Here is a 14,891-nt window from a genome sequence, read left to right as displayed (position 1 = left end):
CGTCAAGTTCAGCTCACCTCATGGGGGAAATAGCCCCGCCCATCAAGGAATACGGCTCATTTTATTCATTGCGTGAATACGCGCTCCAAAATGTCGAGACTTCTTCTTAGCACCCTTTATTGGTTCGGCGACAACCGAACGTGCCCTCAAGAGAGCATCTATGACCCTGCCCCTCAGTGGCGATAGCGCCTTTTTCCTGGATTTGTATGCACGCTTCGTGAAAGATCCGGCGTCGGTACCAGCCGACTGGCGGGTGAAGCTCGCCTTGATGGAAGCGCCGGCGCACGCCAGTGGCGACAATGGCGACCGCATAGCCGAACTGTTTCGGATTTATGGGCACCGCCAGGCCCGCCTCGACCCTCTTGAAATGAGCGCTCCCGGCCTCATCCCGGAACTGAACTCTATTGAAGGCGGCGAAGATTCCGTTGCCTTGACGCTAGCCGGCGGGGAAGTGAGCCTGCCAAAAGCACAGGCGATCGCCACGCTCGGCTCGATCTATTGCGGCACGGCAGCCATCGAGGCCAGCCATTTACTCGATACCGATGAACGCGCATGGGTCTATGAGCGCTTCGAACGCGAGATCCTCGCCAAAGCTAACGACGAGGTGTATGCGCGCACGCTTGAAGCGGTGATGCTGGCCGACGAATTCGAACATTTCATCAAAACAAAATGGCCGACCAAAAAGCGTTTCGGCATAGAGGGGGCGGAGTCGTCGGCCGTCATCTCTCGCGAGATCTTTCGCTACGCGGCCGAGGTGGGAGTCCGGGAGGTGGTTATCGGCGGCATGCACCGGGGCCGCCTGGCGACGCTTGCGACCGTGCTCGGCAAGCCGCTGCCGGCGCTAATTGCCGAGATCAAGGGGCGCGACATCACCGATGGCGCTGCGGCCTTCACCGGCGACGTGCCTTACCACAACGGCCTGGCTGCGGAGGTCGAGACCGGCGCAGGTAAAGTGGCTGTGCGTCTGCTGCCTCACCCATCCCATCTGATCGTTGTCGCGCCCGTAGCTGTCGGGGCGGCGCGCGCCAGACAGGAGCAGAAGGGGAGGGCGAACGCTGGCACGACCGGTGCCTCGCAGGTCCTACCGTTCCTGATGCATACTGATGCTGCCTTTGCCGGCCAGGGTCTCGTCTGGGAATTGCTCCAGCTTTCCGCGCTGGCTGGCTACAGTGTCGGGGGCACTATCCATCTTATCGTCAACAACCAGATCGGGTTCACGACCCTCCCGTCAGAGGGACGTTCGTCGCCGCATCCGAGCGATATCGGCAAGGCTTTCGGCGTGCCGATCTTCCATGTCAACGGCGAAGACCCAATTGCCGCCGCTGCGGTCGCCCGCGTTGCGGTCGCGTGGCGCAATGCGACAGGGAAGGACGTCATCATTGACCTGGTCTGCTACCGCCGCAACGGCCACAACGAACTCGACGAACCGCGTTTCACACAGCCGCTTACCTGGTCCAAGGTCGACGAGCGGCCGACGCTCAAGCAATTGCATTCGGATCGTGTCAAGGCCGCCTCGGCCACAGCGTTCGATATGGCAGAGGCGAAGCGCAGGGCGTTCCATTTGGCGCTCGACCGAGCCTATACGACATATGACCAGATGAGTAACGGGGAACCGGAGCGCCAAACTGACATTTTTGCCCCGCCGCAGCCCGCTGGCCCCTTCCCCTTCGGCATCGTGACCGGCGTCGCGCGCGATCGGCTGCTGGACTCGGCCCGGCGCATGAGTGCCGTCGGCGACGGCTTCGAAGCCGACCCGAAGGTGCGCAACTTCCTGACGGCGCGGTTGGAGACGATCGAGAAAAACAGCGGCTTCAACTTTGCCACCGCCGAGGCTCTGGCTTTCGCCTCCCTTCTGGACGAAGGCACCTCGGTGCGACTGAGCGGACAAGACAGCGCCAGAGGCACGTTCACGCAGCGCCATCTGGTCTTGCATGACCGGCGCACCGGTCAGACTGCGATGCCTCTCGCGGGCCTGGGCCAGGCCGGCGCGCGCTTTGACGCGGTGAACTCGCCCTTGATAGAGTATGGGGTGCTGAGCTTTGAATACGGAATGAGCCTAGCCGACCCGACGCGACTGGTGGTTTGGGAGGCCCAGTTCGGCGACTTCCTGAATGGCGCCCAGGTGGTCGTCGACCAGTTCATTGTAACTGCCGAGGCGAAGTGGCGGATGAGCTCCGGGCTCATCATTGCCCTGCCGCACGGGCTCGAAGGCCAGGGCCCGGACCATTCCTCGGCTCGTATCGAGCGTATACTTCAATCCTGTGCCGGCGGCAATCTTGTCGTCGCAAACCCCTCGACGCCGGCAAACCTGTTCCACCTCTATCGCCGACAGGTACGGGGCTCGATGCGCAAGCCGCTGTTTCTGATCGCCCCGAAGTCACTGCTGCGCTTACGCGATTGCGTATCGAGGCTTGATGATATCGCCGAGGGAACGTCTTTCCAGCCAGTGATCGTCGAGGCCCCCTGCGCCTCGACGTGCTGCAAGCTGGTGCTCTGCTCGGGCAAGATCGCCTACGCCCTTCGGGCGGCTATGGCGCAAGAGCGCATCAACGACGTGGCGCTGGTCCGCGTCGAACAGCTCTATCCCTTCCCGAGCGAAGCCATCGGCGCGGTCCTCCAGCGGTTCCAGGGCATTCCGATCGTGTGGTGCCAGGAGGAGCCTTCCAATCAAGGGGCATGGTCTTTCATGCGGGATCGCGTGGGCGAAATGGCGCCCGACCGGCCGCTCGCCTATGTCGGACGGCCAGCGATGGCTGCAGCCGCCGGTGGATCGATCGACCGGCATGAGGTGGAGCAAAACGATATTATCGCCTCGGCACTGTCACCTGCCGTTAGCGCTCAGGCCGCGGAATAGGCTCTCGACCTGATCGGGACCATAAGCTAGGCGATCGGGAGGATACAACCGGGATCAACTGCCCAATGTCCGTTTTTGAACCGGTGAGAGCTGTGCAGAGGGGGCTGGCGGTGTTGCGAGCCGTCAGCGAGCATGGACCAATCAATGTGTCGGACATTGCAAACCTCTGCAAATTGCCGCAGCCAACTGTGGTCCGCCTCGTCGAAACGCTGCTCGAGGGCGGTTACGTCTATCGCCAAGCTGGCAAGACGACCTACAAGGTGACCGGGCGGACCCTAGCCCTCAGCCGCGGATATGACCCTCATTATCGCTTGATCGAGCTCGCAATGCCTGTGGTGGAGCAGTTGCATATAGAGATCGGGTGGCCGTCGAATCTGGCGGTCTTCGACGGCGACGCCATGGTGATCGCCTATTCCAACCGCGCCGCGCTGGGATTATCGATCCCAGGCAGGGTTGGTGCGCGCATTCCGCTCGTCGCCACCGGCGTCGGCCTCGTGACCCTTTCGCGCATGTCTCCCGAGGAACGCCGTCAGGCGCTGGCCCGAGGGCAGAGTTCGTCGCGCTGGGATAGCAATCCCACGCTTCTAGCGGCGCTCCCGGAAAGGCTCGAGGACGTCCGTTGCCATGGCTACGCCTTTGCCGAACAGGCTTACCTTGACGAGGTCTACCAGTCACGAATCTGGGCCGTGGCGGTCCCTGTGCCGACCGTGGCCGGTGAATATATCGCCCTCAGCAGCCTGATGCTGCGCATGGCTGGCGACAGGCGGCGGCAGCTCGCCAAGATCCTGCCCAAGCTCACGGCGGCGGCCAACCGCATTGGCCGCCTGCTCTCATCCGATTATTCATGAGGCCAACGCCAGTGCAAAAAGCTCCCGCAACCGCGCTCCTGTCTCAATGCCTTAGAGATCCGCAAGCTGCCTCTCATGCGGGACGACCTTAGACCAGCGAATCGCGCTTTAAGCACGGCATCTTTCTAAGATATAACAGACAGGCATGATCTCGGGACAACACTCGCGACCTGATTGGAGTCAGCCCTTTTGGAACTGCGACAGCTAAGACATTTCCTGATTGTCACGGAATCAGGCGCGCTCTCGAAGGCCTCGAGCATCATTGGAGTCGCCCAGCCAGCCTTGAGTCGCCAGATCAGGCAGTTGGAGGAAGAACTGGGGGTGCAGCTTTTGTATCGCCACGGTCGCGGCGTTCGGGCCACAGAGGAAGGGGCTCAGTTCTATGCCGCCATCGTGCCGGTGCTACGGGAGCTTGATCAGGTCAAATCGGACTTGGTCGCCGCCGCCAAGGTTCCCGCAGGCGACATCGTCTTCGGCATGCCGCCATCCATGAGTGCTGCGATCGGCGCGGAGATCGTGAGCGATTTCTTCGTGCATTATCCGCAGATAAAGCTTCATCTGGTGGACGGCCTTTCCGGCTTCATCAATGAATGGCTGGCCAGCGGCCGCGTCGACATGGCCATCATCAACAATGCACGCAAGGCGCCATATATGCGCATGGACCCCCTGCTCGAGGTCGACCTGCTTTTGTTCGGTCGAAGAAGAGATATTGACGCCATCGCCCCCGACACGGAAACCTTCCCGACCCCTGCGCTGGTCGGCTTGCCGCTCCTGCTCGTCGGCCGCAATCATGGCCTGCGCCGCGAATTGGACGGCGCCATGCAACGGCTTGGCCTTGAGCTTGACATCAAGGCGGAAGTCGATGCTCTGGCGCCGCTCAAGAAACTGGTCCGCGACGGGCATGGCCTGACAGTGCTGCCGCACGGCGTGATCAATTTCGAGGCCAGCAATCCCGAATTCAGCTTCAGGAAGCTGGTCGAGCCCAATCTCACGCAACGCTTCATGCTGGCCTTTTCGCTGCAGAGGCCAACCACACTCGCCATGCGCGAGCTTGCCCGCCGGGTGCGCGTCGAACTTCGCAAGGCCGTCGAAGACGGTCGCATGATGGGACGTCTCAGCAAAGCCTCAATCCCCTATGATGGCTGCGGCGACCTATAACCAAGGGGCATAGCTAGTTTCCCATAACAGGGTCTGTCGCCCGGGCCCGAGAACGCCCATCACAGGCTCGCTTAGTCAGCAACGAAGGGCTCGAGAATGACGTGGCTATCTTCCTTGGCAACCCGCGACCCTGTCGACCGATCCCGGCACGGACTCACGACACACCGCCTGCGCACCCCAAACCGAGCATACTGATGCCTAATTTGGACGTCGAGCGGCTTCGCTCATGGATCGGCCGTGAGGAAAGCGCATCCGATACCATTTCGCCCGATCTGGTTCGACGGTTCAGTGCGGCCATCGATATTAAGGGCGCCGTTCCGTCGCTGGGCGATGCTGCGCCGCTGCTTATCAACTACTGCCTTGCCCCCTCCGCTATGCCAACGAGCTTGCTTGCTGAGGACGGTCATCCAGAGAAGGGCGGTTTTCTGCCCCCGGTCCCGTTGCCGCGACGCATGTGGGCCGGCAGCAGCCTTGCCTTTTCCGGAGCGTTGCGAGTGGGCGACCTGGTCGAGCGGGTCTCGCAGGTGGCCGACGTGGCGGTCAAGGAAGGCCGGACTGGAACGCTTTGCTTCGTAACAGTGGAGCACAAGCTTAGTGTCTTGGGGACAGTCATGATCGAGGAGACGCAGACGATCGTGTACCGAGAGGCAAGCACGGCGCAGGACGCTTCAAACCAGCCGGATACCGAGGCAGCTGCGATGGGATCGCATAACCGGCAGGTCGGCGTCTCCGTTCCGTTGCTCTTTCGCTATTCGGCGCTGACGTTCAACGCCCATCGCATCCACTATGACCGCCCTTACGCCGTCGAGGTCGAGCATTATTCCGGCCTTGTCATTCATGCACCGCTGCAGGCGACACTGCTTTTGAACTATGCGGCCGAATTGAAGGGCAAGCCCCCGTCGAAGTTCGTTTTCCGCGCGGCTTCATCGCTCTTTGATGATGAATCCATAAACCTGCATGCGGCGGAGGAAGACGGAAAAATGAAACTTTGGACCGCGCGTCAAGATGGTCCAGTAGCGATGATCGCGGAGGCAGCCTGGGGATGAGCCTCAGCAACGTCACAGCTGCGAGGCGTGCGGGCAGAGCTTGTGCCGTCATTGCGGCTTGCAGGCGTGGCGGTCGAACCTGTTCTGAGCTCCACCGACCAGGCCGAGCAGATCGCCACACCGCTCGCTAACTCGCGCCTTCGCATCCGCGTGCAGGCGGAGGATCTTAATGCCCGTTCTAACATCACCAGCCTTCCCCACCAGACTGCTAGAGCGAGATGAGATTAGCTCCGGTCATAGCCTGAGTTTGCGAAATAGTTTGAGCATTCGTGTTGAGTGACACGATTGAGGGTTTGGCCGATTGCGTCGCAGACGGCTTCGACGGTTCGCTTTGCCGCTTTTCGCAGCCAGTGCTTGAGCTTGGCGAAGAGCTGTTCGATTGGAGAGATCGGGCGAGTATTTGGGCAGGAAGAAGAGCTTCGCCCCGGCTTTGCGAATGGCGCGCCGAACGGCCTTGCTTTTGTGAGAGCCGAGATTGTCCATCACAACGATGTCGCCCGACTGGAGGGTGGGTACGAGAACCTTCTCGACATAGAGGAGGAACCTCTCGCCGTTGATTGGTCCGTCGATGAGCCAAGGCGCTTCGACGCGATCATGGCGCAGCGCAGCCAGGAAGGTCATGGTCTTCCAGTGGCCATGCGGCACTTTGGCCTTGATCCGCTGTCCGACCGGCGCCCAGCCTCTGAGCGGGGCCATGTTGGTCTTGGTCCAGGTCTCGTCGATGAACACCAGGCGGGTGGGATCGATCCGGTCCTGATACAGAACCCATTGCATCCGTCGGCGCGCAACATCGGGACGATCTTGCTCGCAGGCGATCAGCGTCTTTTTTTGTGAGACAGCTTCTCGGCGTGCACGAACTCCCACACCGAGCGGCAGTCGACCTTCAGGCCGCGCTCGCCGAGTTCGGCCACAAGGCCGCGCAAGGTGAAGTCCTTCTCCCGGCAGCGCTCGACAAGCCAGTCGCGCCACGCTCCCGATACGCCAAATCGAGCAGCCGCCGCAACAACCCGTTCGCGCAGGTCCATCGAATATCCAACCATCCATGCTGGCCTCCGCCCAGCATCAAGGTTGAATCAGATCAACGCTGATTTGGGAATCCCACGACTCCCATAAATCTCATCCCGCTCTAGGGCACTCGTTGGCCTTCTTGCTTCCTGACCCAGGCGCTGTCGAACGAATGCGGACTACGCAACTCCCGCGACACAGATCGCTCCCCGCCTATCTCAACCCGGCATAGCTGATAATAGTAACGCGCGACTGCATTTATAACGGTGCTTGGCTACGATTTCTTCCGCCAGACAGAGAGAGTGAGACTATGCCCAAACGCATCAATTTCGCACGCGGAGTTCCTGCCGAAGAAGCCTTTCCACGCGCGCAGTTGGAGCTCTGCGTCCAAGGGTTGGCGTCATCCCGCGAGGTTGTCGCCTACCAGTATGGGCCCGCGGTCGGGCCCCTGCCGCTGCGGGAATGGCTCGCCGACTATCATGGTGTGGACATGCCAACGTGATGGCTGCTGACGGCTCTGTCGGTCTGTTCGACATTTTGTGTCGCATTTGGCTGAAGCCCGGCAAAACCGTGCTCATCGAGGAGCCTTGCTACGACCGAGTGGTCCACCTGCTGCGCCACTACGGCGCAAATGTCATCGCCATACCGATGGAAGCGGATGGACCGGCGCTCGAGCCGTTGAACGCCGCGGCGCGGCGCGGGCCCGTCTTCATGTATACAGTTCCGGATTTCCAAAATCCAACCGGCACCACGTGGTCATCCACCAAGCGTCAGCATCTTGTCGATCTGGCGAGGACCCATGATTTCCGGATTGTCGAAGACAGCCCCTATCGCTTTCTTCGCTACAAGGGCGCCCAAGAGCCGTCAATCCTCGATATTGGCCGCGATGTAACGGTCCAGCTCAATTCTTTCTCCAAGGTGATCGCGCCTGGTCTTCGCGCAGCCTATCTCATTGCGCCGCCGCATACCATCAGCGCGGCGGCCAAGGTGGCTGAGAGCACCTACGTAACGCCTGGCAACTTCGCGCTCTCGGTGACTGGCGAATGGCTCCGCCGTGGGTTTTTAGGCGATCAGCTTGCCGCCCTTGGGCATCTCTATGCGCCGCGTCTGGAGGCGATGGTCTCGGCACTGGACGAATTCATGGCCGGCCATCGCTATGTGCGGCCCGACGGCGGCGTATTTGTGGGAGTGACACTCGCGCACCCGGTGGATGCTCAGCGGCTGCGCAAGGAGGCCAGCAATGCGGGGCTAGACGTCGCCGATGGCGACGGGTTTTTCGTCAGCAAGCCGTCAGCGACGTTCTCGCGCTTGCCATTCTCCTCGATGGATGAGGTTACCGTGCGCAGGGGCGTAGAGGTCCTGTCAGCATTATTGGGAAGGATCTCGCCAAGCACTAAAGTCGAACAAGTTGATCCCGAGTAATTCGCGGTATCTGGCTTTGCCTTGAAATAGGCCCCCGGACGCTAGAGAGTAATGCTGATCATCGGGCAATCTGTGGGCTCGACTCGCATCGACACCGGAACATTCAATAGGAGCAGGAGCAGTCCAAGTGACAATGAACGAGAACGAGATCCTGGAGCGTGGTGCGGCGCTCGGGGTCAGCGCATGGTCGGATGCATTGGACGAACTCGGAATCAAGGGGACTATTCAGGGCATCGCGCGACGGAGCGGCAGCGGCTGCATGATCGGCTTCGCGGTCACTGCGCGCGAATTAACCGGTGTATTGGGCGATTTTGAGAAGGCCGACTTCGCGGTCGGCCAGCTGATTGAAGCGACGGGCCCTGGCAAGGTGTTGATGGTGGATATGAACGGTGAGCCCATTTCGACAATGGGCGGTCTTGCCGCCATAGCCGCAAAAAATCGGCAGGCTACGGCTGTCGTGATAGACGGCGCCTGCCGAGACTTAGATGAAATTCGCGAAACGGGACTGTGGCTTTCAAGCCGGTGGGTTGCACCTACAACGGGCAAAACCCGGGTGAAGCTTCTTCCAATTGGTTGTGACATCATGATGGGGGGTATTTCAGTATCACAAGGAGATCTTGTGATCGGTGATGATACGGGAATTATGGCTGTACCGCGTGCCCGAGTAGAAGAGATTCTGGCGAAAGCAGAGAGAATAGTAGCTATTGATGCGCAGGTGGAAGAGCGTATTCGCGCGGGCGAGAGTTTTGGCTCAGCCGCTGCTGCGGCCGGCTATATTCCAGCGCGCAAGACTTGAACAATAGCATGACGAGATTGGCCGCGATGACGCTTTCCGCGCGCGAGAATGTCGCCTGCCGCTGGTTAATCTTCTGACAAAGGACAAGGCGGTAGGGTGCGTTCAATCGCCCATATTTGAGCATGCCCGCCTTTACAGCGTCGTGGTCGATAGGTGCAACACTCAGATTCTCGCGCCCCACCGTGGCTCGGCTGCCTAAGAGTGAGTCGGCGGCCGAAGCCGCAATGGGCGACCTCGCTTTCCTGCCGAACAACAGGCTCGACAAACTCTTAGAAGCGACAGCGGTGGAGGAGGCATTATTAATGCCGTGGCGCGGAGTGGCCGGCGCTTCGGATTGGGTAGCTTCAGCGGGCATGCTTGCCTCCAGTGTGAGAGTTTAGCGACCTCACTTTGCCACAGCGCAGGTCGCTATCCACCTCATAGGATTTGGACTCGTTGCCCTGCAGCTACCTCGATGTCCTTGCCGCCACAACAGACAGTAACTATCGGTATTATTTGCGGGCGACAATGACGAGGCGAGGACCATCGGATGTAAACGCTGCGCCTTCCTCCCCATAAGCGTCAACACTTTCGAATCCCGCGCTCCGCAACATGCGAGCGCATTCCGCAAACCCATAGAGTCTAAAATAAAGATGGGTTCGTCTAACGCACCCATTGCGAACGATAAGCCTATCGCAATGCCGACGACCGGTTAGCACCTCGGTGCTCATCATATCGATTCTTAGATCGTCATTACGCTGTGCAACGTAACAGGTAGGCGCCCCGTGGCTTGGCACAGCGAAAATATTTAAGTGATCGATGAGCAGACGCCCGCCTTTTCGAAGTGAGGAGGCGGCTTCACGAAGAACTCTCTCATTGTCCGCGTCGCTGAAATAACCAAACGTCAAATGCCACAGAAAGGCTGCGTCAAATCCATCCCGCCAGGGAAGAGAACGCATGTCGCCAAGAACATATTCGACATCCATCCCGCTTTCTGCCGCATCTGCTTTGGCTTTTTTCAGCAGGATCGGCGAGATATCCAATCCGGTTACCCGCGCTCCTTTCTCCGCCAACCGGTTGGTAATCCGCCCATAACCACATCCGAGTTCAAGAACTGGGCTGCCTTGTGCGAGACAAAGAAGCTTCCAAATTGCGTCTGCTTGCCTGTCACTCGCTTCTGGCGAATGTACGACGTCTCCAAAGTACGAGTAATCCTCATTGAAATATACATCATGTTCATCCGAGCGCTCCGTCGAGCACAATTTATTTGATCTGCCGGTCATACGTTCAAATCTCCAATTTAATTTCGATCAAGTGTACATTGTAAACCGTTGACATTTCTGTAGGTTTTTTGGCTTACCAGAATTCACCTTCGCAAGAGACGGGAAGTCTTCGAACTGTTTTCTCGGTCAGGGAGCAAGCTCTCCAGATGGCCCACGGTGTCGATGAATGAGATCGGCAAACGGGCAATGGAAGATCGCTCGCAAAACGTGTGCCCATGGCTGATAGGTCATTGTGAATGTGGCCTAACTGTTGGGAGGGATGAACAAGCAGTGGAAATGCGTACCCTTGCGTGGTGACATCGAGGTGATTTCCGCCTGCCGTTTGACGGCCTTAGCGGTGCATTCCGCAGTCAGCACGTCTTCTGGCAAAGCGATGACGACAGGACCGGGAACGTCCGTCGTAGCTGCCTGCAGCGAACGCAGCATTGTCTCTGCGGCGTTCTGGAACTGTGATTTCGGCTGTCCATTTGCCGATCGAGCCGAACATATCGCACTCGATTCTGGAAAGGACTCCCGGCGCAGGTCTTGCGCCGCGACTTGCCCCACAATGAGGATAAAGGCGACGCCGTCCAGTTGGGCCGCATGTACCGCAATGAGGCGTTAGGAGCGCCAAGACCGCGGCTGACACAGGCGACGCCGGGCCGACCCGAAGCCTTGCGTCGGTAAGCGCCATGAAATCTGCACCACTTTCAAAAGACAGTTTCGACATCGCTCCGCCCATACAGTGCGTCAAGGAGGCCAAGTTAGCTCTCGCCAGGCACGCAGAACACGCGATCTATCTTATGTGGAATAAATGTATCGACGATATGCTCGCCAACAGTTGCCATATGCAGAACTCCATTAATCGGTGCAATTTGACTTCTTCTGTCAAATCCGCCAGACGCAGGCGAGGGTAGGCCAGCCAAAGTGACTGGAAGGCTCGAATGTATCAAAATTCCACACACTGTGTTTGCGCAGCCAACCCTTTTGTCGCAGCCACCCGCTGCGAGGAAGTGCCGGACTCATCCTAATCAGACACTATAACTTCTAGTTACATACGGTGAACTCATAAGGCGTACAAAACTGCTATAATACACAGTAAACTCAACCGCGTCGCCGACTTTAAGTAAAGTTGCACCGGGCGTTTGTTCAACAATGGTGTGATCGCTACTGCTATCTATCACCCGCAGGTCGCTTTGAATCGGGCGCAGTGCGCGAATATCCGTATCAAGATTCCCTATCTCAAGCAGCGCGATTGGTCGATCACATAGAACCTTGGTTTGGATCACCTTGATTTCAAGCACGGCGGTATCCGTCGCGAGTCCGGGCAGAGCCGGCGTGTCGTCGACGCTAGTTAGACGCCCGATGATTGGCATTGTTCCCAATCGAAGATGATTGAGACCTGACGGAACAAATCCGGACTTGAGAATGTGATCATACACAAGCGAGGTGGCGAACGACTTAGCCTTCAAAACACGTCCAAGCGCACTTTCTACCTCGTTGCATATCTCTCCAAAGCGCCCCAGGGTGGTCTCCACGAAGGCCGGGTCGCTTGCATGCATAAAATAAATACCCAATCCGTAAAGCTCAACATGCGCCATCCTCTCGACTTCATCGCAGGCGCGCAGAAGCTCATTGGGCTGAAAGCCTTCCCGGCCGGTACCGAGGTCAAGCATGAGGATTACACGATGCGGAGCAGGCGGCCGTAATTGTTCGACCTTCCGGATCGTATCCAGATCGGATTGCAAACTGCCATTGCACAATTCCACCATTCGCTCACGCTGGTCCGGCGCTGGCGACCGAAGAAGCCAGAATTCCCCTTCTATGTTTGCCTCTCTCAGGCGCTCGAGGTTGCTCATCCGGGAATCCCCAAACTGCGAGATGCCGGCGGCCGCAATCGCCCGAACTATGTTGGGGTCACCGCAGCAGCTTTTGACAACGACCATTAAGGAATGGCCGTTGTGTCGCAAAGCTTCCCGAATAATTGCTGCATTGTGGGTGATTTTCTGAAGTTCAATTTTTAGAAGTGGGCCGAAGCTCATCACGGCGTTCCGATCCTTCTCCTGAGTTTGCGCGGTACCCCCAGATTGCTCATTGTTTCTCTCTTTTCGATGCCCGTGGCCTCTTGTACGTATGGCAGACCATTACCTCTTGTGCCCTCAACCAGGATGAATGCTCTCCTTGCCATGGGTTGTTGGTTCCGATCTTGCATGCTTGGGCTGCAGGTCCGATCGTCAGGTCTTTTATGCGCACCTGACCTCTATATTTATAGCGTTGTCAGGAGCTCCTCAGTGTGAAGATACTGCAAAATAGTTTGAAGAAAAACGATCGTGGTCGAGTAGGGCAGCCATTCGGCTTTCGCCCTCACAGGTCCTGGCGGGCGGATTTCCCGCATCAATGTGCTCAAACACATTTGATGCGTAATGTGGCTTCGGTAGAAATGGTGGCGTCACAGGAGTCGCGGCGATCGCCGGAAGGTAGAGAATGCAATCCGGGGCCATAATCAAAGGTTCGCATGGCTGCACGCCAGGATCGGTCCTCGGCGATCGCTTCCGACCTGTTCAGGCTATGGGAATTTGCCGCGCATTTCAAGGAAGTCAAAACTCCGAGGTGATCCGATATGCAACGTCACGACGTGCCGCACTCGAACACTTCCTCAACGACGGACGGGCGAACTCGATTCCACTATCGTCGCGCGCCACCATCAGGCCGCAAACAAAAAATCAGAAAGGTCTCTTCGTTGGCTCCGAAGGCAGTGGACGTGTGTGGGGACCATAGCAACCACGTCGCAGACGGCAAAAAAAGTGAACGGTATTCATCCAATCGTCTAGCTCCAGCAAACCCTTCAGCGCATCGCCAAGGGGCTGGACAATCGCCCGCATCGATCGGCTCGTGTGGTGGAACTTCAGCCGGATACGCTAGGAGCTAACGGCTCCATACCCCCCGTCCCGAGCAAAACCTCGCAACCGATTCTTCAAACGAATTTACAGAAACTTTGCAGTCGTCAATCGCCGAATATAGTACGTTCTCCGCAGCGTCTGTGATCATGCAAAACTGAAACAGCTGATCCCAACTTACGCTCGGACTACCGCACAGTATGCAACGGAGGTCGACGGAGATGGCAAGAAGAGCGCTCATCCTAGTTGAAGGCCATAGGGGCAATGGTCTGCAATACATCCAGGAGGCCCAGCGTCTCGGGCTTGATCCAATTGCCCTAGCGGCAGATCCAACCCAGTACGACTATCTTGCCGCAGAAAGCATTGAAGCTATTCGGATCGATACAGGCAATCTCGATGCGCTGGTCCGCGAATGTCACCGGCTGAGTGCTATATATGACATTGCTGGCATTACTGGCTTTGCGGGCGGCGATGAATCTGCCTCTGTGACAGTCGGCAAGCTCTGTCGACAGTTCGATCTACCGGGGCCGAACCCCGCATCAATCGAACGTTGCTGCGACAAATTCGTTCAACATCAGCTCCTCGCGGAGGCCGGCGTTCCAATGCCGGCTTATCGCTTGGCAACGGATGCGGCGGGGGTAGAAAGCTCTGCCGCGGAGATCGGCCTTCCGGTGATTGTTAAGCCAGCGGTAGGCAGCGGCAGCATCGGAGTCCGATTGTGCCGCAATGCTGATGAAGTGGCCGAACAAACAAGCTATTTGTTGAGCGGCAAGCACATATGGCGATCCTCCCCGAGGATACTGGTCGAGGAATTCGCACAAGGCCCCCATTATAGCGTCGACACAATGGGGAATGAGGTCGTTGCCATTGCCATCGCTGACTTCGGCCTCCCGCCTCATTTTGTCTGTCATAAGTACACCTATCCGGCCGTGCTGACTGATGACGAAGATAAGCGTATCGTCGAAGTCTCGCTGAGCTGTCTGCGGGCTCTCAACCTCGGCTGGGGGCCAGCGAACATTGATCTCCGATGGACGAAGCTTGGCCCAGTCGTGATTGAAGTTAATCCACGCCTCGGTGGCGCTCCCGCACCTCAACTGGTTCAGCTGGCTTACGGTGTCGATCTTATCTCCGAGCACATCAAACTTGTCATTGGCGAAGAATGGGATTTACGCAGAAAGCGTTCCCACATTGCGGCCGCGCGGATCATGATTCCCGACCGCGATGGTATCCTCAATTGGATCAAAGGCGGCAATCGGGCGGCTGCGGTACCAGGTGTCGCCGAGGTCAAGTTGCATGTCGAACCCAAGGCGCTGATCATCAGGAAAGGCGATTACCTGGACCGCATCGGATTTGTTACCGCCGCTTCACCCAGCCTTGCTCGGACGGAAGCCATACTTCAGCGTGCAGTCGACTTAATCGATTGGTCGATCACACCATTCCTGACCACTGGCGAACCGGAGCAATCTGCAGAACGCCATCCTCCCCTTCGCTAGCTCTAGATGACACTGACACTGCATTTGAGGATTGCTTCATGTTTCATGTGTTCAGTAAGACCGTATGTCCGCTTCTGCCGGTGAGGTGGCTCACCCTACACTGCGCGTCCGAGGGTTGCTCGGGCGGTCCG

General features: G+C 58.1%; 9 protein-coding genes and 1 pseudogene. 7 read left to right on the top strand and 3 right to left on the bottom strand.

Translation table 11 applies throughout. The features are described 5' to 3' along the window. The first annotated feature begins 160 nt into the window (after positions 1-160). The 4 genes from LB547_RS31880 to LB547_RS31865 all read left to right on the top strand — a co-directional run bounded on the left by LB547_RS31880 (position 161) and on the right by LB547_RS31865 (position 5,906). Positions 161-2,854 carry a 2-oxoglutarate dehydrogenase E1 component gene (locus LB547_RS31880; RefSeq protein WP_064994931.1) on the top strand — a complete coding sequence of 898 codons (2,694 nt, stop codon included), beginning with the start codon at positions 161-163 and terminating at the stop codon, positions 2,852-2,854. 65 nt (positions 2,855-2,919) lie between these two features. After that, complete coding sequence (locus LB547_RS31875) at positions 2,920-3,702, top strand: IclR family transcriptional regulator (RefSeq protein WP_064994932.1); 783 nt, start codon at positions 2,920-2,922, stop codon at positions 3,700-3,702. Positions 3,703-3,876: 174 nt separating this feature from the next. After that, a complete protein-coding gene (locus LB547_RS31870) occupies positions 3,877-4,860 on the top strand; it encodes a LysR family transcriptional regulator (protein ID WP_084016104.1) in 984 nt (327 codons plus the stop codon). Between the two features lie 194 nt (positions 4,861-5,054). Beyond that, on the top strand, positions 5,055-5,906 hold the full coding sequence (locus LB547_RS31865) for a MaoC family dehydratase N-terminal domain-containing protein (RefSeq protein ID WP_064994934.1): 852 nt from the start codon (positions 5,055-5,057) through the stop codon (positions 5,904-5,906). A gap of 224 nt (positions 5,907-6,130) precedes the next feature. On the opposite strand, the pseudogene LB547_RS31860 reads toward LB547_RS31865, so the two are convergent. Beyond that, a pseudogene (locus LB547_RS31860) lies at positions 6,131-6,946 on the bottom strand (IS630 family transposase). Positions 6,947-7,412: 466 nt separating this feature from the next. Here LB547_RS31860 and LB547_RS31855 point away from each other — a divergent pair. Beyond that, positions 7,413-8,333, top strand: coding sequence for a PLP-dependent aminotransferase family protein (locus LB547_RS31855; protein ID WP_064994936.1), 921 nt, complete (start codon positions 7,413-7,415; stop codon positions 8,331-8,333). A gap of 133 nt (positions 8,334-8,466) precedes the next feature. Further along, positions 8,467-9,129 carry an RraA family protein gene (locus LB547_RS31850; RefSeq protein ID WP_198327544.1) on the top strand — a complete coding sequence of 221 codons (663 nt, stop codon included), beginning with the start codon at positions 8,467-8,469 and terminating at the stop codon, positions 9,127-9,129. 491 nt (positions 9,130-9,620) lie between these two features. On the opposite strand, the gene LB547_RS31845 is transcribed toward LB547_RS31850, so the two are convergent. Together LB547_RS31845 and LB547_RS31835 are read right to left on the bottom strand one after the other, a co-directional pair. Further along, positions 9,621-10,391: a class I SAM-dependent methyltransferase gene (locus tag LB547_RS31845; protein ID WP_084016108.1), complete on the bottom strand. Its 771-nt coding sequence runs from the start codon at positions 10,389-10,391 to the stop codon at positions 9,621-9,623. A gap of 1,010 nt (positions 10,392-11,401) precedes the next feature. Continuing rightward, on the bottom strand, positions 11,402-12,412 hold the full coding sequence (locus LB547_RS31835) for an alanine racemase (RefSeq protein WP_084016112.1): 1,011 nt from the start codon (positions 12,410-12,412) through the stop codon (positions 11,402-11,404). Between the two features lie 1,076 nt (positions 12,413-13,488). Between LB547_RS31835 and LB547_RS31830 the strand changes: the two genes are divergently transcribed. Then, entirely contained in the window at positions 13,489-14,760 is a 1,272-nt protein-coding gene (locus tag LB547_RS31830) for an ATP-grasp domain-containing protein (RefSeq protein ID WP_064994946.1), read from the top strand. The last annotated feature ends 131 nt before the right edge of the window (positions 14,761-14,891 follow it).

Source organism: Mesorhizobium sp. B264B1B (assembly GCF_020165765.1).
Taxonomy (GTDB): Bacteria; Pseudomonadota; Alphaproteobacteria; order Rhizobiales; family Rhizobiaceae; genus Mesorhizobium.
The sequence above is the reverse complement of the archived record's forward strand: the minus strand, read 5'-3'. Positions and strand labels throughout refer to the sequence as shown.